At 34.6% G+C, this 19861-nt stretch carries 21 protein-coding genes and 1 other annotated feature; of the genes, 17 read left to right on the top strand and 4 right to left on the bottom strand.

Annotated elements, in window-relative coordinates; translation table 11 throughout:
* Positions 1-11: 11 nt before the first annotated feature.
* The 4 genes from I6760_RS11920 to I6760_RS11905 all read right to left on the bottom strand — a co-directional run bounded on the left by I6760_RS11920 (position 12) and on the right by I6760_RS11905 (position 3735).
* Positions 12-839, bottom strand: a complete 828-nt coding sequence (locus tag I6760_RS11920) for a carbohydrate ABC transporter permease (RefSeq protein WP_196594618.1) — start codon at positions 837-839, stop codon at positions 12-14.
* A gap of 14 nt (positions 840-853) precedes the next feature.
* Complete coding sequence (locus I6760_RS11915; protein WP_196594617.1) at positions 854-1792, bottom strand: carbohydrate ABC transporter permease; 939 nt, start codon at positions 1790-1792, stop codon at positions 854-856.
* Positions 1728-2762 carry an ABC transporter ATP-binding protein gene (locus tag I6760_RS11910; RefSeq protein WP_196594616.1) on the bottom strand — a complete coding sequence of 345 codons (1035 nt, stop codon included), beginning with the start codon at positions 2760-2762 and terminating at the stop codon, positions 1728-1730. The genes I6760_RS11915 and I6760_RS11910 overlap by 65 nt, the downstream gene beginning before the upstream one ends.
* A gap of 244 nt (positions 2763-3006) precedes the next feature.
* Positions 3007-3735: a Bax inhibitor-1/YccA family protein gene (locus tag I6760_RS11905; RefSeq protein ID WP_196594615.1), complete on the bottom strand. Its 729-nt coding sequence runs from the start codon at positions 3733-3735 to the stop codon at positions 3007-3009.
* A 147-nt stretch (positions 3736-3882) separates the two neighbouring features.
* Between I6760_RS11905 and I6760_RS11900 the strand changes: the two genes are divergently transcribed.
* The 17 genes from I6760_RS11900 to recN all read left to right on the top strand — a co-directional run bounded on the left by I6760_RS11900 (position 3883) and on the right by recN (position 19836).
* Positions 3883-4569: a TVP38/TMEM64 family protein gene (locus I6760_RS11900; protein WP_196594614.1), complete on the top strand. Its 687-nt coding sequence runs from the start codon at positions 3883-3885 to the stop codon at positions 4567-4569.
* Between the two features lie 365 nt (positions 4570-4934).
* The gene (dapB, locus tag I6760_RS11895; RefSeq protein ID WP_196594613.1) at positions 4935-5723 is read left to right on the top strand and encodes a 4-hydroxy-tetrahydrodipicolinate reductase; all 789 of its coding nucleotides are present in this window, start codon (positions 4935-4937) and stop codon (positions 5721-5723) included.
* A gap of 18 nt (positions 5724-5741) precedes the next feature.
* The gene (locus tag I6760_RS11890) at positions 5742-6776 is read left to right on the top strand and encodes an aspartate-semialdehyde dehydrogenase (protein ID WP_196594612.1); all 1035 of its coding nucleotides are present in this window, start codon (positions 5742-5744) and stop codon (positions 6774-6776) included.
* Between the two features lie 39 nt (positions 6777-6815).
* Positions 6816-7035, top strand: a binding site (T-box leader).
* Positions 7036-7094: 59 nt separating this feature from the next.
* Complete coding sequence (thrS, locus tag I6760_RS11885) at positions 7095-9005, top strand: threonine--tRNA ligase (RefSeq protein ID WP_196594611.1); 1911 nt, start codon at positions 7095-7097, stop codon at positions 9003-9005.
* Positions 9006-9110: 105 nt separating this feature from the next.
* Entirely contained in the window at positions 9111-9515 is a 405-nt protein-coding gene (locus I6760_RS11880) for an Asp23/Gls24 family envelope stress response protein (protein WP_196594610.1), read from the top strand.
* 15 nt (positions 9516-9530) lie between these two features.
* Entirely contained in the window at positions 9531-10100 is a 570-nt protein-coding gene (gene amaP / locus I6760_RS11875; RefSeq protein WP_196594609.1) for an alkaline shock response membrane anchor protein AmaP, read from the top strand.
* Positions 10101-10282: 182 nt separating this feature from the next.
* A complete protein-coding gene (locus I6760_RS11870) occupies positions 10283-10543 on the top strand; it encodes a DUF2273 domain-containing protein (RefSeq protein WP_196594608.1) in 261 nt (86 codons plus the stop codon).
* An 18-nt stretch (positions 10544-10561) separates the two neighbouring features.
* A complete protein-coding gene (gene nusB / locus I6760_RS11865) occupies positions 10562-10966 on the top strand; it encodes a transcription antitermination factor NusB (protein ID WP_196594607.1) in 405 nt (134 codons plus the stop codon).
* 48 nt (positions 10967-11014) lie between these two features.
* Positions 11015-12217, top strand: a complete 1203-nt coding sequence (gene xseA / locus I6760_RS11860; protein ID WP_196594606.1) for an exodeoxyribonuclease VII large subunit — start codon at positions 11015-11017, stop codon at positions 12215-12217.
* Positions 12218-12223: 6 nt separating this feature from the next.
* Entirely contained in the window at positions 12224-12475 is a 252-nt protein-coding gene (gene xseB / locus I6760_RS11855) for an exodeoxyribonuclease VII small subunit (protein WP_196594605.1), read from the top strand.
* Between the two features lie 7 nt (positions 12476-12482).
* Positions 12483-13343 carry a polyprenyl synthetase family protein gene (locus I6760_RS11850; RefSeq protein WP_231036267.1) on the top strand — a complete coding sequence of 287 codons (861 nt, stop codon included), beginning with the start codon at positions 12483-12485 and terminating at the stop codon, positions 13341-13343.
* A 16-nt stretch (positions 13344-13359) separates the two neighbouring features.
* On the top strand, positions 13360-15231 hold the full coding sequence (gene dxs / locus I6760_RS11845; RefSeq protein ID WP_196594603.1) for a 1-deoxy-D-xylulose-5-phosphate synthase: 1872 nt from the start codon (positions 13360-13362) through the stop codon (positions 15229-15231).
* 125 nt (positions 15232-15356) lie between these two features.
* Positions 15357-16178 (top strand): TlyA family RNA methyltransferase, encoded by an 822-nt coding sequence (locus I6760_RS11840; protein WP_196594602.1) that lies wholly within the window; start codon positions 15357-15359, stop codon positions 16176-16178.
* Positions 16179-16239: 61 nt separating this feature from the next.
* Positions 16240-17109, top strand: coding sequence for an NAD(+)/NADH kinase (locus I6760_RS11835; protein WP_196594601.1), 870 nt, complete (start codon positions 16240-16242; stop codon positions 17107-17109).
* Positions 17093-17650: a class I SAM-dependent methyltransferase gene (locus I6760_RS11830; RefSeq protein WP_196594600.1), complete on the top strand. Its 558-nt coding sequence runs from the start codon at positions 17093-17095 to the stop codon at positions 17648-17650. The genes I6760_RS11835 and I6760_RS11830 overlap by 17 nt, the downstream gene beginning before the upstream one ends.
* A gap of 6 nt (positions 17651-17656) precedes the next feature.
* A complete protein-coding gene (argR, locus tag I6760_RS11825; protein WP_196594599.1) occupies positions 17657-18109 on the top strand; it encodes an arginine repressor in 453 nt (150 codons plus the stop codon).
* Positions 18110-18141: 32 nt separating this feature from the next.
* Positions 18142-19836: a DNA repair protein RecN gene (recN, locus tag I6760_RS11820; RefSeq protein ID WP_196594598.1), complete on the top strand. Its 1695-nt coding sequence runs from the start codon at positions 18142-18144 to the stop codon at positions 19834-19836.
* Positions 19837-19861: the final 25 nt, after the last annotated feature.

The raw sequence follows: 19861 nt of genomic DNA, 5'->3' as shown, positions 1-19861 counted from the left end.
AACCTCTCCCTTTATTTACTGCCAAAGTATGTAAATGCTCTGATTATTTGCTTCTGTGCTAAAATAAAAACAATTATTATTGGTAATATCAGCATAACATTACCTGCCATTAATATATTATAATGAATCCCCGATTCCACCTGCCGTAGAGCTGCTATTCCTACAGGAAGCGTCCTTACAGCATCGTTTGTTGTCATAACCAAAGGCCAGAAGTAGTCATTCCAAACATCAATGAATGTAAGCATTCCTATGGTTATCAAAGTTGGTCGGGCAAGCGGCAGAAAAATCTTTGTAAGTATCCTGTATTCACTGGCTCCATCCAATTTCGCTGCCTCTATCAATTCATGTGGTACCTGCTTAAAAGTTTGTCTCAGCATGAATATACCAAAGGCATTAGAAGCAAATGGCAGAATAAGTGACCAATAAGAATTTATCATCCCCCAATTACTAAACATGATAAAAACAGGCAAAAACGTCAGCTGCACAGGAATCATCATTGTAAGCATTGTCATTCCAAAGAAAAAACTACGACCTTTAAAATTATATCGGGCAAAACCATATGCAGCCGGTACAATAGTAAGCATCTGAAGAATAAGAATGGTCACTGTAACTACTAATGAATTTTCAATAAACTGTAGAAAAGGAATAGCCTTAAAAGCATCAACATAATTCTGGAAAAGGAATGTATCTGGAAATAATTTAGGCGGAAAAACCATCGTAGCACCCAGTGTTTTAAAAGAAGTTATAAAAAGCCAGTAAAACGGAAAAAAGAAAATCAAAAATAATATTATATTCACTATGCAACGTAATAAACGGACTGATATCAATTTTATCGTCATATAAATTCTCCTACTCAGCAATAATGTATTTTATTGGCAAGTGACTTGAAGTAGAGTATAGTAAACAACCCTATTATTACGAGTAGCACGACAGCAATAGTAGAAGCTTCACCTATTTTATAAAAGTGGAATCCCTGCTCATAAATATAATAAACAAGCGTATTTGTCGCATTCTGCGGACCGCCGCGCGTAATAATCTGGATCGTTTCAAACACCTTAAAAGATGCAATAATATCAACGATTACTAAAAAAAACAGTGTGGGTGATATCATAGGAAAAGTTATTTTAGTAAATGTTTTATAAACAGAAGCATTATCAAGCGCTGCTGCTTCGTACAAATATGGTGGGATAACCTGCATTGCTGCCAGGATTATCAACGTATTATATCCTACTGTTTTCCAGATTGATATTAATGACAGCGAAAACATGGCAATATGAGGATTCCCCAGCCAATCTATCTTATCAATTCCTACAAAGGAAAATATATAATTCAGCAATCCCAAATCACTATTCATCATCCACATCCATAAAAAAGCTACCGAGGCTAGTGAAACAACATATGGCAAAAAAATGATACTTTGTAAAAAAATGCTTACCTTACTTTTATTATTTAAATAAACAGCCAGCAGCATCGCGAAAAGTATGGAAAATCCTACAGTGCATACAGTATATATTCCGGTATTCTTCAACACCTTGTAAAATACCGGATCAGCAAACAAACTCAGATAGTTGCCTAATCCTGCAAAAATCACATTAGGTGATATAAGATTCCACCTATAAAATGATAAATTTATCATAGAAAATAAAGGATATATATTAAATATAATAAATACAAGTAGTGCTGGAGCAATAAATAAATATGGCTTTATTTTCATAAACGTGAACTCATCAGCCACAATTATTGATGCGGTTTTTTTCTCTGTCAAAAAAGTGGCAGTCTGATTCTTCGACATATATGCTAACCTCCTTATTCATCGGTATGATTTGCGTTAAAAACGTTTTAAAAGCTATAACTCCCTGATTTGTCTTTAATCTATAAACAATTTCACTGCCAAAATATTCATGTGTAACAATAGTGCCATGAAAACATAAATCGCCTTTTTGATTTTTTTCCAACTTTACCTTTGACGGTCTGAATCCCATATAACTCGCATCTTGAGGAAAAACTCTATCCCCAGAAAATGAGTCACAGTTTAATATATTCATTGCCGGTACACCAATAAATTGTGCCGTAAAAATATTTTTAGGCTGGCTATAAATATTCTCAGGTGAAGACTCCTGCTGGATAACACCATTATTAATAAGCACTATTTTTGAGGCCATGGACATCGCCTCAACCTGGTCATGCGTAACATAAATAAAGGTCGCATCTAGCTTATTATGCAGATCAATAAGTTCTGTGCGCATTTGGTTGCGTAATCGTGCATCCAAGTTGGATAATGGCTCATCCATCAAAAACACATCTGGTTTTTTTACCATAGCACGGGCTACAGCCACTCTCTGTCTTTGTCCTCCAGATAACTCGCTGGGATACCGCCGCAAAAAATCTCCCAAACCCACAGTTTCAGCCACTTCCTTTATCCGTATTGTTCTCTCTGCTTTTTCTACTTTACGGTTTATAAGACCAAATTCAATATTTTCCTTAACAGTCATCGTGGGATATAATGCATAATTTTGAAAAACCATAGCAATATTTCTTTTCTGTGGTGAAATATTATTCATTACTTTTTTGTCGAAGTAAAGTCTGCCCGCAGTAATTGGCTCCAAACCAGCTATCATTCGTAGTATTGTTGATTTTCCACAGCCTGACGGACCGACAAGAACAGTAAACCCTTTGTCAGGTATCGTAAGATTTAATTTTTCAACAACATTTGTTTTTGAATCATATGCTTTAGTAATATTTTCTAAAATAATTTCAGACAATTTACAAACTCCTTTAAAAAATCTACACACTTTTAAAATATGATATTCAACTGCTAAGTAACTAACTAAAACAATGATATATTATTATCTGTCCTAATGAATTAAGGTTTAGTAAATTTCCTGTAAATAAAAAAAACTGACAGGAAATATTTCCTGCCAGTTTTTTTATATTTTTCACTATTTTATTTGAAATAATTTTTATAAATTATTATGTTCTCGCAATTATTTATAATATTATATTACATTAGTTATCATTAAACATCGACAATATCATTGCTGTTAAGCGAAGTATTTCAACGTAAAGCCACACTAATGTCACCAACAAACCAAAGGCTGTGAAGTATTCCATATATTTAGGCAGTCCCTGCGCTACTGATCTTTCTATATTATCAAAATCAATAAGCAGATTTAATGAAGCAATTCCAGCAATTATAAATGATATACCGATTCCTAATATCCCTGTATTGGGTAATAAATTAACACCGAAAAAGGAAACTACAAGATTTATAATGTAAAATATAGCAACCGCTACTGTCATACTTATAATGGCAGAACGCAACCGATCTGTCACTTTTATAATGCCAGTACGCCAAAATACAAGCATTAATATCATTATGGTAAATGTAATACCAACCGCAATAGCGGATATACCAAAATACAGCTGCTCAAACTGATATGAAATAATACCAAGAGCCATACCTTCAAACACAGCATAACCAGGCGCTGTATATTCAGCTATAACCGGTTTAAAACATGTTACCATTGCCAAAATAAAACCACCAATAAACCCGATTCCCATTCCCATGACTGCTAAATCAGTATTGGCAAAAAAACGCGCTGCCATAACGGCTGCTGCTATTGTTAGTGCAATAAGACCAATGCTTTTTTTTATAGAACCGGATAAAGTTGCTGTTTCACCAAAAGTTATTGAGTCAGATTCCTTCTTTAATATACGCATAACAGGATTAGACATATTTTTATTGTCCTTTCTATATATTATTTCATATTTATTATATCATATAATTATAAAATACTAAAATATTTGCTAAAAATATATGTCATACTCAATGTTTTGTGATAGAATAAAGCGGTGTTTAATTTAATTTAAGGGAGCATTATCTTGAAATCAGAAAAAAAAGTAAAAATTGCCGGATATCTGTTATTACTTATTTTAATAGGTGGCATACAAATTGCTGATCCTACATTTTACAGCAATTTCTTTCATGTCCTTATCAGCGGTGACATGAAAGAAATAACCGCCTATATTAATTCATTTGGAACACTGGCTATTTTTTTTGGTTTTATGTTAGTTTTGCTTGTGAATATAGTTGGTCTTCCATCTATCTTTGCTATAACAGCCAATGGTTTATTATTTGGTCCTGTTATAGGGATTATAATTTCTTGGTTGGCCGAAACAATCGGTGTAATAATTGGGTTCTGGCTCATGCGTACTATTCTCCGTCCTTCGGCCGAAAAACTGATAAAGAAAAGTTCTAAGCTGACTAAGATAGATGATTTTAGCGGTAAAAATGGTTTTAAAGTCATGTTTATCTTCAGGTCTTTGCCATATTTTCCTTCTGGCTTATTAACTGCCCTAGGAGCAATAAGCAGAATCAGTTTAAAAGATTACTCTTTAGCAAGTTTCCTTGGCAAAATTCCTGCTACAATTCTAGAAGTAATGATAGGACATGATATTTTTACATATCAGCAAAACTTAAAACGTCTTACTATTATTATAGTCATTACAATTATTATCTATGGAGGTATTTGGCTTATAAATAAAAAAAACATTAGTAATAAAAATTAATACATTATACCAGCAGCTATTGATTTTATTTACATTTTTAGTATAATAAAGCAAAGCCTATATTTAACTAAAAAGATGATTCATTCCAGCTTTTTATAGCACTGGGATATTTCATTAAAATCCTGATAGAAAATATACTATAAACATAAGATGGCCGAAGAATATGAAGAAGATAAGTGATTTTCTATGCAGTAAAAACTCATTGCTATATTAACAGTATTGGTGATGAAAAAATAGAATATATTATTATGTAAACATGATAAATTTACATATATTGTTAAATATAGTCTTATCTATCAGCTAGTCATTACATTTATGATTTGCATAACAGTTGACAGATAAAATTTTGTAGGGAGGATATTATTTTGATCAAAGTCATAGTAAATGGCGCCTGCGGTAAAATGGGCCGTACGGTACTTAGCTCAGTTATCAACGATGTAGAATTAGAATTAGTCGGTGCCATAGATATAAAGGGTGGTATAGATATAGGCGATTTAACAGGAACTGCTAAAACAGGACTGTTAGTCAGCAACAATTTACAAAATACTATTGATTCAGTAAGGCCTGATGTCATGGTAGATTTCACCAGACCGGATACCGTATTTGCCAATGCCTGTACAGCCTTGAAAAATCACGTTCGGCCGGTAATAGGTACTACCGGATTATCTGATGCAGAAAAAGACAAATTAAACAAATTAGCCTTGGAAAACGATACACCAGCTTTTATAGCCGCCAATTTTGCTATTGGTGCCGTTTTGATGATGATGATGGCAAAAAAAGCCGCAAAGTATATGTCAAATGTTGAAATTATCGAACTTCACCATGATCATAAGCTTGATGCACCATCCGGAACAGCCATAACAACAGCTGAAATGATAAGTGAAGTGCGTAAGCCGATGAAGCAGGGAGCTCCCCAGGAAAAAGAAAAACTCCCAGGCGCTCGCGGGGCCCAGATAAATGGTATTCCAATCCATAGTGTACGCCTTCCCGGCTATGTTGCTCATCAAGAAGTTATTTTTGGTGGATTAGGACAGACTTTGACCATACGCCACGACTCCATAGACCGCAGTTCTTTTATGCCTGGGGTCATGCTAGCTTGTAAAAAAGTAATGCACTTAAAAGGTTTAGTAAGGAATCTAGATAAAATATTGTAATTATAAAGGAGTAACCCGATGAACAAATACAATGTAGCTATTTTAGGTGCCACTGGTGCTGTGGGACAGGAATTCCTTAATTTAATAGAAGAACGAAATTTTCCTTTTGCTAAACTAAAACTATTAGCTTCTAAGCGTTCTGCTGGCAAAGAAATTACTTTTATGAATAAAAAATATATTGTGGAAGAAACAACAAATGATTCTTTTAAAAATATACAGATTGCTTTATTTGCCGGTGGTTCAGCCAGTAAAACTTTTGCTCCGGCAGCCGTTAAGGCTGGAGCCGTTGTTATTGATAATTCTAGTGCTTTCCGTATGGACACTGAAGTCCCACTTATTATTCCCGAAGTAAATCCCGAATTTATCAAAACCCATAAAGGTATCATTGCTAATCCCAATTGTTCGACAATAATAATGGTAATGGCTTTAAAACCACTTTATGATAAAGTTAAAATTAAGCGCATAGTCGTATCAACTTACCAGGCTGTTTCCGGCGGTGGTAAAGAAGCCATGGCTGAACTCGAACAGCAGGTCAATGATATAGCCGCAGGGAAAACAATTATTCCCCAAATATTGCCGGGTGCCTCTATGCCTAAACATTATCAGATTGCTTTTAATTTAATACCTCAAATTGATATATTTAAAGATAATCTTTATACAAAAGAAGAAATGAAAATGATAAACGAAACCCATAAAATTCTAAATGATGATTCAATAGGTATAACAGCAACCACTGTACGTGTTCCTGTATATAGGAGCCACGCTGAGTCAGTAAATATCGAATTTACTGATGAGCTGAGCGTAGAAACTGCCAAAAATTTGTTGGCAAATTTTCCTGGCGTAACAGTTCAAGATAATCCTGCTGATATGAAATATCCTATGCCGCTTATGACATCTGGAAAAAATGATGTCTATGTTGGACGCATAAGAAAAGATTTTTCTATTGAGAATGGGCTCAATTTATGGGTAGTAGGTGATCAAATTAGAAAAGGTGCTGCTTTAAATGCATTGCAAATAGCTGAATATATGGTAAAAAACAATATGATAAAATAATTTAATCTTGACACAAAAAAGTTTGATGTTATAATTACTATAAAAGTGATGCAAAAGATATGACCGCAAGGAATTTTTTTCAGAGAGAAGTGTGTATGCTGTGAACACTTTAAAATAATTTCTACGGTTACCCCTTTTAAACTGTATATCAGAAATTTTAGTAAGATATGCCGATTCATTATCGTTAAAAAATGTTAAGTGGTCATTATATGATGGCAATCAAGGTGGAACCGCGAGTATATCAAGTCTCGTCCTTGTATGAATTATTTCATGCAAGACGGGGCTTTTATTTTTTCCAAAAAAACAGGAGGTATTTTAATGATAACTATAAAATTAAAGGATGGTAACATTCGTGAAATAAAGGAAGGAACAACAGCACTTGATTTTGCAAAAACACTAAGCAATAGTTTAGCCAAAAAAATTTTATCTGTAAAAATAAATGGTGTTAATTCCGATCTTATGACTCCTCTTAATACTAATTGTAGTGTTGACTTCATGACATTTGCTGATAAAGAAGGTCGCTGGACTTTTCATCACAGCGCTTCACATGTTCTTGCCCAAGCTATTAAAAGGATTTACGGTGAAAAAAATGTACAGCTGGCTATAGGACCTGCTATAGATAACGGATTTTACTATGACATAGATATGAAAAAACAATTAGGCCAGTCTGACCTTGATCAAATTCAAAATGAAATGGAAAAAATTGTCAAAGAAAATCTACCAATTGTAAGAAGTGAAGTAAGCAGAAGCAGTGCCATAAAAATGTTTACAGAAAAAGGTGAAACCTACAAGGTAGAACTTATCAATGATTTACCACAGGACTCACTTATTACTCTGTATACACAAGGGGAATTCACTGATTTATGTGCCGGACCACATCTCGTTTCCACTGGAAAAATAAAAGCTATAAAACTCCAGAATGTTACCGGTGCATATTGGCGCGGTGATGCAAAGAACAAAATGCTCCAGCGTATATACGGCACTGCATTTGAAAAGAAATCCGATTTAGATGCTTATCTTAAAATGCTCGAAGAAGCTGCCAGACGCGATCACCGCAAATTAGGTAGAGAACTTGACATTTTCAGCATGCATGAAGAAGGTCCTGGTTTTCCATTTTTCCATCCCAATGGTATGATAATTCGAAACGAACTTATAAATTATTGGCGTTCTGTACATCGTCGCTATGGCTACCAGGAAATAAAAACCCCTATGATTTTAAACCGTCATTTATGGGAACAATCTGGGCATTGGGATCATTACAAAGAAAATATGTACTTTACTAAAATTGATAATGAAGATTATGCTATAAAACCGATGAATTGTCCTGGTGGCATGCTGGTATATAAAACTTCACCACATAGCTACCGCGAATTGCCTTTAAGAACAGCAGAACTCGGGCTTGTTCACAGACATGAATTATCAGGTGCCTTGCATGGACTTATGCGCGTACGTAATTTCACCCAGGATGATGCTCACATTTTTATGCTTCCATCACAGGTCGAAGAAGAAATTCAGCATATAATCGATTTATTTGATGAGGTCTATAAGACTTTTGGACTCTCCTACCATGCTGAACTCAGTACCCGTCCTGATAACTCAATGGGAACTGATGAAGTATGGGAAAAGGCTACTAATGCCTTGCGTAATGCGTTGGAACACCGTGGACTAAAATATGTAGTAAATGAAGGTGATGGTGCTTTTTACGGACCTAAAATAGACTTTCATTTAACAGATTCCCTCGGTCGCACTTGGCAGTGTGGGACAATTCAGCTTGATATGCTTATGCCAGAAAAATTTGACCTTACCTATACAGGTGAAGATGGCAAAAAACACCGTCCTGTTATGGTTCACCGTGTTGTTTATGGCAGCATAGAACGGTTTATTGGTATCCTTATTGAACATTATGCCGGAGCTTTTCCGGTTTGGCTTGCTCCTATTCAGGTAAAAATACTTCCTGTCACCGATAGTAATGCTGATTATGCTTATGCACTAAAGAAAAAAATGTTTGATCTTGGCCTGCGTGTTGAAGTTGATGACCGTAATGAAAAAGTTGGCTACAAAATGCGTGAATGTCAAGTGAAAAAAATTCCTTATATCTTAGTTGTCGGTGATAAAGAAATGACAGAAAAAACTGTATCAGTTAGAAAACATGCAGAAAAAAAGATAAAAGTAATGGCTGTTGATGATTTCATCAGCATGCTGCAAAAACAAATACAAGAAAAAGCATAAATTTATATTAATAATGCAATATTTCCGCATTATATCAAAGATTGTATATTCATGCAATCTTTGATATAATAATAGAAAATACTGTAAAATTAAAGGAGATATATCATGGATACTACTGTAGATAAAAAAGATAAGTCCTCCGGACTTGGTTCTATTCGCATTGCTGATGAAGTTGTTAGTATTATTGCGGGTCTGGCTGCAACAGAAGTGGATGGTATTGCCGGTATGAGCGGCGGCTTAGTTGGTGGTATTGCTGAAATGCTGGGAAGAAAGAACTTTTCTAAAGGCGTTAAGGTCGAAGTAGGTGAACAGGAAGCAGCTATTGATTTATATCTTATTGTTAAATATGGTGTCCGTATCCCCGATATTGCATTGTTAGTACAGGAAAATGTAAAAAAGGAAATTGAAACTATGACCGGATTACGGGTAGTAGAAGTCAATATCCATGTTCAGGGAGTAGGATTTCCTCCAGAAGAATCAAGGGAAGAAGAAGTAGTTCGTGTCCGCTAAGAAAGAGGATTTCTAATGGGGATTATTAATAGATTTTTATTATTTTTCTATACATTATTCTTTGCATTATTATCTTTAGGTATTATAGTTCTTTGTTCGGGAATTATTTCTATAAATGATGTATGGAATAATTTGTTGTTTTTAACAAATCATGTTGAAACTGTTGTTGCAGCTATTTTTATCTTTTTGATAAGCATTGAGTTAATGGGAAATTGCTTTTCTACAAAAAAAGAAAAGGAACTGGGCAGCGAAGGAATTATTGTTCATGGTGAACAAGGCGATGTAAAAATTTCCCGTAATGCCATATTAGAACTTTCCAGCAAATTATGTTACAATATTTCTGGTGTCCGTGAGGCAAAAATAAAAACAAGATTTATAAAAAAAGTTGGCCACGATGAATTGATCACCTATTTGAAAATAAAATTAATTATTGGACAAGCGTGTGATGCTGTAAATATTGCCAATGAAATACAAAAAAATATTAAGCATGAATTGTCTATTTATATGGGACTAAGTGATGTTTCTATAGATATAACAGTCAACAGTATTTCTAATGCCAGTATTAAAAAAAAGCGTGTAGTTTAAGCTTACTGAATAAGATGATTTATTTTGCCACCATAGGTACTAAAATAAATCATCAATATTTTCTTAGCTGACATAGAATGTTTTTATATTGTCTATACTAGTAATAAGAAAATTTTATTCAAACATCAGCAGGCATAAAAGTAAAAAGACCTTATTTTATAGAATTTGTCATGGAGTAGATTATGGAAAATTTTTCCTGGAAAAAATATATAGAAATTTTATGGCATGACCATCGCGGCTGTATTACAGGATTTAGTGCAGGTTTTATTATCAGTCTGTCCATTCTTGTCTTTGGTTTTTTTAAAACAATATTTGTTTTGTTTTTTGCCGGTGTAGGTTTGTTCATTGGTAATAAAATAGATAATGATGACGATTTATCTGAAATTGCGGAAACAATTTTGGATTACATACAAAAATTAATTCCGCCAATATTTCGTCGATAAAAGGAGCGTTTTTCATTTATGAGTCGTAGAGGGGCTCGCTATGCAGCTCTACAAACTTTGTTTCAATTGGATTTAAATAACATTCTTGATAGGGAACGTGCTATTAATGCTGTTTTGGAAATTACCAAAAAATTAAAAGAAACTGATTCAGTATATATGCATAAAATAATCAATGGCGTCATTGATAACCATCTTTATATCGATAAAAGAATAAGCTCCGTTTCCGGGGACTGGCACATTGACAGAATGCCAGCAGTAGACAGAAATATTTTACGAATTGCTGTTTATGAACTGGAATTTGGCGAAAAAGATTTAACTCCCAAAATAATAATAAATGAAGCTGTTGAATTAGCAAAAGAATTCGGGACAGATGATTCAAGTCGTTTTATTAATGGTGTTTTAGGTTCAATTGTCAAAAAATAACCAAAGTCGGGCTTTAGCCCGGCTTTTTTCTTCAAGAGGATATAACTAATGCCTGTTTATAATGTCAGCGAAATAAATAAATATATAAATAATTTAATTTCTTCCGATCATAAATTGAGTAAAGTTATGATTCGCGGTGAAATTTCTAACTTCAAACTTCATTCTTCCGGGCACTGCTATTTAACATTAAAAGACAATACAACTTCCATAAAGTGTGTAGTTTTTCACCGTTTTGCGCAAAAACTTCGTTTCAAGCCCGAAAACGGGATGAAAATAATAGCGTGCGGCAGTATTAGTGTTTATGAAAAAGATGGTGTATACCAACTATATATATCGCAGATTATTCCCGATGGAATAGGTGAACTTAATCTCTACTATGAACAGCTCAAGCAAAAATTAACCCAGGAGGGCCTGTTTGATGATGAGAATAAAAAAACTTTACCACTTCATGTAAAATGTATCGGTATTATAACTTCTAAAACAGGGGCTGTATTACATGATATCTTTACTGTGGCTTCACATCGTGACCCTACGGTTAAGTTACTACTTTTTCCGGTATCAGTCCAGGGAACCGCATCAGCAGAACAAATTGTCAATGCATTAAATTTCTTTAATACTCACAGTGATTTATGTGACGTGATCATAATAGGGCGTGGTGGCGGTTCTATAGAAGATCTTTGGTCTTTCAATGATGAACGCGTCGTAAGAGCTATATTTTCTTCCGATATTCCTGTAGTTTCGGCTGTTGGTCATGAAACTGATTATACTTTAACTGATTTTGTTAGTGACCTGCGAGCTGCGACTCCTTCTCAAGCTGCAGAATTATGTGTTTCATCCCGTTCTGAACTATTGCAGAAAATTATGCTATTACACTCCAATCTATGCAGTATCACAAACAAATTATTATCTAGTCACCATGAATCGCTGAATAAATACGTTAACCATATTATTTTTAGAGATCCAAATAGTCTATTTGATGATAAACGGCAGCAACTTGATAAAAATATCATTCAATTTAATAACCTAATTTCTAAACACTTAACTGACAAAAAAAATATACTAGATATATTAAGAGAAAAAATTTTTTTATTAGATCCTATAGCTGCGTTAAAACGCGGCTACAGCATACTCTATAAAAATACTAATATTATAAAAAATGTAAAACAACTAGAAAAAAATGACAAAGTGAAAATTATCTTATCTGACGGTAAAATTTCGGCCATTGTCGATGATATAACGGAGGGTATGTAAGTATATATGCCAAGAAAAAAACAATCATTTGAATCTTCTATAAACAAATTAGAAAACATCGTAAAAGATCTGGAGCAAGGAGATATGCCTCTAGACACTATATTAAAAGAATACAAAGAAGGCATTAACCTCATTAATTTCTGCCGCAGTGAATTAGGCAGGGCAGATAAAACTGTTTGCGACTTGTCGGAAATAGATTCTACAGGAACACAGATTCCTCTATCTATTGAACTGAAAGGAAATACAAAAAATGAATAGCTATATCATGCATAAAATTAATTTAGTTAATGAGCTGCTGCCTGAATTATATCCAGAAAATAAAGCATTGAATCACCGGCTGGCTGAATCTATGAATTATAGTCTTTCTGCCGGAGGAAAAAGACTGCGCCCTGTAATGCTAATGGCTGCAGCAGATGCTATTGGTATCGATGGTGAAAAATTTATTCGCATAGCATGTTCTGTAGAATTCATTCATACCTATTCCCTCATACATGATGACCTGCCGGCAATGGATAATGACGATTATCGTCGCGGTAAGCTGACTAACCATAAAGTTTACGGTGAAGCAATGGCCATTCTTGCTGGTGATGCTCTTTTAACGGCATCTTTTAATATTATTGCGGCAACTCCTGATATAAAATCAACTCTTTTAGTTAGAGTTATTAAGGAACTCAGTTATGCAGCAGGTCCTGACGGTATGGTAGGCGGTCAAGTAATTGATCTTATGTCAGAAAATACTACAATTACCCTTAATGAATTGCGCCAGCTTCATTCTGCTAAAACAGGTGCTTTGTTTTGTGCCGCCATACGCATAGGTGCTATTTTAGCTGAAGCAACAGAAGAACAACTCGCATCTCTGACGAATTATGCCATGGAATTTGGCCTGGCTTTTCAAATAACTGATGATATTCTTGATGTTATAGGTGATAACACAAAAATTGGCAAACCAGTTGGCAGCGATGAAAAGAACCACAAATCAACCTATGTTTCTTTATTATCACTTCAAAAAGCCCAGAAAGCTGCTCAATCAGCAGTTGATAAAGCTGTGGAAGCACTAAAAAGTTTTGATAGTAAGGCCGATGTACTAAGGACATTAGCTAAACAACTCTTAACCAGACAAAATTAAAGGGAGGTGTGTACTTGTGGCTATTTTAGAAAATCTCGATTATCCTGCTGATTTAAAATTATTATTACCAAATCAGCTATTACAACTAGCTTCCGAGATTCGCAGTATCATAATAAAGACCGTTGCTAAAAACGGTGGACATCTAGCTTCTAGCTTAGGTGCTGTAGAGCTAACTATTGCCCTTTATCGTGTATTTAATTTTCCTGATGATAAGCTTATATGGGATGTAGGCCATCAAGCTTATGCTCATAAAATTTTATCAGGCCGAAAAGATAAATTTTCTACATTACGAAAAAAGGACGGTATAACGGGCTTTCCCAAGCGTGCTGAAAGTAAATATGATGCCTTTGGTGTCGGGCATGCCAGTACCTCTATCTCTGCCGCATTGGGCATGGCTGCTGCCAGAGATATAGACAATGCTTCTTATAATGTGATTTCTGTAATAGGTGATGGTGCTTTAACAGGTGGTGAATCATTTGAAGCCTTGAACAATACCGGTGCATTGAAAAAAAATATGCTTATTATATTAAATGATAATGAAATGTCTATATCTAAAAATGTAGGTGCCTTATCTTCATATCTTTCCCAGATTCGTACGGCACCAGAATATACCAGAGCAAAAAAAGACATAGGTCGTTTATTATCCCGTCTGCCCAAAGTAGGCCATACTGTATATAAAACAGCTGAATTATTAAAAGACAGTGTTAAGAAGGCTTTTATTGCTGGCAGTTTATTTGAAGAATTAGGATTATCTTATATAGGTCCCATAGATGGCAATAACCTTTCCAGTTTAATAAATGTACTACAAAGAATAAAAAATATGAACGGACCTGTGCTGCTGCATATAATTACTAAAAAAGGAAAAGGGTACCTGCCCGCTGAAAAAGAACCAGCAAAATTTCATGGAGTAGGTCCTTTTAATATAGAAACAGGGCAATTATTAAAAAAAGCATCTGTTATTCCAACTTATACACAGATATTTAGTGATACCTTATTGCATTTAGCAGCTAAAAATAAAGATATTGTTGCCATTACAGCTGCCATGCCCGGTGGTACAGGGCTGACTCCATTTGCCCAAAAATATCCTGATCGTTTTTTTGATGTTGGCATAGCAGAAGAACATGCTTTAACTATGGCGGCAGGATTAGCTGCCGCCGGCAAAAAACCTGTAGTAGCTCTCTATTCCACTTTTGCCCAGCGTGGTTATGACCAAATAGTGCATGATATCTGCCTGCAAAACCTTCCCGTTGTGATCTGTCTTGACCGCGCCGGAATCGTAGGAGAAGACGGTCCCACGCATCACGGTGTATTTGATTTTTCCTTTTTAAGACACATTCCTAATATTACAATAGCTGCGCCTAAAGATGAAAATGAACTGCGTAGTCTATTAGTTTTCGCCTGCGATTATAATAAACCTGTCGTTCTGCGCTATCCTCGTGGTCAAGCACAAGGCTGCCCATTAAATAACCCCATAGCCAGTCTTGCCATAGGTAAAGGTGAATTGATAAAAGCTGATGGAGAAAATTTGATAATTGCTGTAGGAAGCATGGTATATCCTGCAGTTGCAGCAGCCAGAATATTAGCGACCGATAAAATAAACTGCAGTGTGTTAAATGCACGTTTCATCAAACCACTCGACGAAAATTTAATAGAATCAGCGGTAAAAAATAAAAAACATATAATTACTATAGAAGAAAATGCATTGGCAGGTGGATTTGGTTCCGCTATATTGGAATTTTTAGCCATAAAAAGTATCCCCTTCAATAATGTAACCTGTATGGGAATTCCTGATAAATTCATTCCACAGGGCTCGCGCAGTGAATTATTATCCGATAATAATCTGACTGCAGCCGGAATAGCAAGCACTATTAAAAATCTTTATAAATAAATTTTACCGAGCTGACGCATATATTTAAAACAATAAAGAATAACACTGCTTATTGTTCTAATAGCAGACAATTTTGCGACAACTTTGTAAAATAAATATACTTAATTAAAATAACTGGAGTAAAAATGAAGAAACAACGATTGGATGTTGTATTAGTAGAAAAAGGCCTAGCTGTTAGCCGTGAACGTGCCAAAACAACAATTATGGCTGGACTTGTTTTGGTAAATGATCAAAAAATTGATAAAGCAGGTACACTTATAGATCCTGCTTTACCTATTCGCATTTTAGGTGATAGTATTGGCTATGTCAGCCGGGGTGGATTAAAATTAGCCAAGGCAGTTGAAAGCTTTGCACTTGTTTTACAGAATAAAGTATGTATAGATATAGGTGCTTCTACCGGTGGTTTTACAGACTGCGCCTTGAAAAATGGTGCCAAAAAAGTTTTTGCTATTGACGTTGGTTACGGACAACTGGCCTGGGCATTACGCACAGATAAAAGAGTCATCAATATGGAAAGAACAAATATTCGTTATGTCACTCCAGAAGATCTGGGGGAATATACTGACTTTATTTCCATTGACGTTGCCTTTATTTCTCTGGAAAAAGTACTTCCTGTTGCTAAAACATTATTAAACAGTGCTGGAGAAATAGTTGCTCTTATAAAACCTCAGTTTGAAGCTGGCAGGGAACATGTTGGGAAAAAAGGCGTTATAAAAGATCCTGCTATTCATAAGGCTGTAATACGGCGTATTGCCGATTTTGTGAATGAAATCAATTTTACTATTGCCGATTTAACTTTTTCCCCTGTGAAAGGTCCGGAAGGTAACATTGAATATTTGATTTACTTAAAAAATAGTCCCCCTGAAAAAAATTCATCCCTGCCCGATACAGTTATAAATTTGGTTGTTGAAGAAGCACATACTGCTTTGGATAAAAAGCAGCAATAATGTGTGGTCATTATACTATCCAAATATAGTTTTAAAAATGATATAACATTGAGGAACATATATGAAAATAGGAATATTTCCCAACTATAAAAAAAAAGACAGTAAAGTCATTTTAGATAAAGTTATGACATTTTTTTCACATAAAAAAGCTGCTAAAATTATTCTTCCTATGGATATGGCTAAAAAATTTCATTATGAAAATTTTGGCATGGAAAATATTTTAGAAGCTGATTTGGACCTGGGAATAAGTATTGGGGGAGACGGAACCTTACTGGGGATATGCCGATTACTCGCACCACATAATATTCCTGTCTGTGGCATCAACATAGGAAATCTAGGGTTTTTAGCTGATATAGAAACAAGCGAACTGGAAAACAAATTAACAAAAATATTATGTGGTAAATATAATATTGAACAACGCCTAATGCTTGCCGGATACATAAAAAAGAGAGGCAAGATTACTTTGGCTGGTTATGCTGTCAATGATGTAGTCTTAACTAGTGCTGGAGTTGCCCGCATGGTCGGACTTGAATTAGAGCTGGATGCTTATAAAGTAGCAGATTATCGAGCCGATGGCCTTATAGTTTCAACAGCCACCGGCTCAACCGCATACTCCTTATCTGCAGGCGGCCCCATAATAAATCCTAAAGTAAAAGTTCTTTTGGTCACACCAATATGTCCTCATACTTTTTATGTACGACCAATGATAATAAATGAAACTGAAAAAATAAATATAAAAATAAAAGATACCAGCCAAAAAGTAATTCTTACTTTTGATGGGCAGGATGTCTACCCTATTGATCAGGATGAACAAGTATTAATTTGCAAAGCTCCTTTTTTTGCTAAAATAATAAAATTTGATGATAAAAATTATTATAAAATTTTATTAAATAAATTAGTCTGGAGTAATTCAAATGCAGACAGTAAGTAATTCCATTCAAGTCAGCCATTTACTTTTACAAAAAACAGTGAAAAATGCCAGTGTAATAATCGATGCTACCTGCGGTAATGGTAATGACACATTATTTTTAGCTCAAAATGCTCCTTTTGCCCATATTTATGCCTTTGACATTCAGCATACAGCTATCGAAAACACCATAGCTAAAACAAAAGAATATGAGAATCGCATAAACTATATATGTGATTCTCATATAAATATAAAAAAATACATTAATAATACTTTTATCAATGCTGCGACATTCAACCTTGGCTATTTGCCCAGCGGTTCTCATTCTATAACTACGGATGCTACAACTACTATAAATACTGTTGACTGTATTAAAAATTTATTAGCCCCAAACGGCGTTATTTCCATCTTAATGTATCCAGGACATAACGCAGGTGCGAAAGAATACAAGCAGTTATTTGAACATACAAGGACTTTCGATAATCATATTTTTACAGTTGGCTGGTATTGTCTGCATAATCATACAAATGCTCCAGCATTATGCTGGATAGAAAAACAGGGGTGACGTAACATGAAATCATTACGACATGAAAAAATTAAAAGTATCATCGAAAATTCCATAATTGAAACACAGGAAGATTTAGCAGAAGCACTGCGCAATCATCATATCTTAGTAACGCAGGCGACTGTATCACGTGATATCAAAGAAATGATGTTGATAAAAATTCCTACTGATGACGGACGTTATAGATATGCATGTCCCTCTGATAAAAAATTCTTTTTTTCTAAAAACCGCATGGAACGTGTTTTCCATGATAGTGTCATAAATATAGCTTTTAGTGAAAACATTATTGTAGTAAAGACACTTCCCGGAACAGCAAATGCTGTGGCTTCAACACTCGATTATGCTAAATGGCCGGAAATAATTGGTACAGTTGCTGGCGATGATAATATATTGGTAGTAATAAAACCTATTTCTGCCGTAGAAAAAATTGTTAAAAAACTGGAAAAATTTATGCCGTAAATAACAATGTCTATTAAAGAGGGATCTTCTATATGCTAAAAACTTTAACTGTATGGAATCTTGCTCTTATTAAACATATTCAAATAAATTTTGATAATGGACTTAATATTATTACTGGAGAAACAGGCGCCGGTAAATCTCTTCTGCTGGGTGCTTTAAGTCTTTTAATGGGGCAGAGATCCAATACTGATTCTATACGAAACGGCGATAACTATTTACGTATTGAAGCTGTATTCAGTATAAAAAAAGATATTATACACCATTTTTTAGAAAAAAATGCCATTCTCGATGAATCCAATGAAATTATAATAGTCCGGCAAATTAATAAAAACGGAAAAAATATCATCCAAGTAAATGGTTGTCAAATTACTTTATCAATATTAAAAACCCTAAGCGAACTTTTAATTGATATTCATGGGCAGAATGAAAATCAGTCTCTGCTCAGACCAGAGGCTCAACTTGATATCGTAGATCATTCTATTCCTAATTTTAAACAGTATTTTCAAAAATATTGTTCTGCCTATCATGAATATAATAAAATAAAAAATATTCTAACCCAAAAACAAGCATCATCTAAAAGTTATAATGACCGGCTTGACATGCTGCAATGGCAGAATAATGAAATAGAATCGATTGCTATAAAACCAGATGAAGACATTGAACTTGAGAAAAAAATAAAAAAACTTTCCAACCACGAAAAAATAGCTGATCTAGTACAAGCCACTTATGACTTGTTATCAAACAATACAAATGAATCTACTATCATGAGCTCATTATCCATAGTACAAAAAAATCTTGCCGCATTAACAAAGTATGACAAGCATTTTGATAATACAAAAAAAGTCATTGATGATATTTGCATTCAATTACAGGAATCCTCATATGATATCCGTGATTATATTGAAAATATTGATTACAATCCTGCTGAACTCAATTCACTATTGCATCGTAGTGATGACATTGAACGTTTATGCCGTAAATACGGGCCCAACATTGAAGATGTTTTAAATTACCAACAAAAAGTCAAGCATGAACTTGATCAAATAGAAAATTATGATATTATAATAAACGATTTACAAAGAGAGTTAGCACAAAAAGAAGAATTACTGCAAACTGCTGCAGCCCGTCTGAAAAAAGCTCGCAAAACAACAGCTGAAAATCTTGCTGCTGCTATAAAAGAACAGCTTACTGCACTAGGAATGCCCGATGCACAATTCATCATAAAAATAAATGATATACACGAATATATGTCCTCAGGAACTGAAACGGCACAGATAATGTTCTGTGCTAACCTTGGTGAAACAGTAAAACCCTTACAGAAAGTTGTTTCAGGCGGTGAATTATCGCGTATAGCTCTTGCTATAAAAACTGTCACAGCGGTCAACGATGACATAGAAGTAATGGTATTTGATGAAATTGATACTGGAATCGGTGGTAAAACAGCACAGATGGTCGCTGAACGCATAGCACGTATAGCTTCCTTCAAACAAGTCTTATGCATCACCCATCTACCGCAGATAGCCTGTATGGCTGATGTGCATTTTTATATTAATAAATACACCGAAAAAACCCATACAATAACTAAAATCAAAAAACTTTCTTCCGGCGAACAGCTTAATGAAATTGCCCGCATGGCTTCAGGCAGCGACATTACATCTGCATCACTTGATAATGCTATGGAAATGCTCAATAATGCAAAAATAAAAAAGGGCAGGCTGAAGTCCTGACAAAAATTTATAATTGGAGTTGGTA

Origin of the sequence: Pectinatus sottacetonis, from assembly GCF_015732155.1 — a bacterium.
Taxonomy (GTDB): domain Bacteria; phylum Bacillota; class Negativicutes; order Selenomonadales; family Selenomonadaceae; genus Pectinatus; species Pectinatus sottacetonis.
Note: the sequence above shows the minus strand (reverse complement) of the source record. Positions and strands in the feature narration are given on the sequence as shown.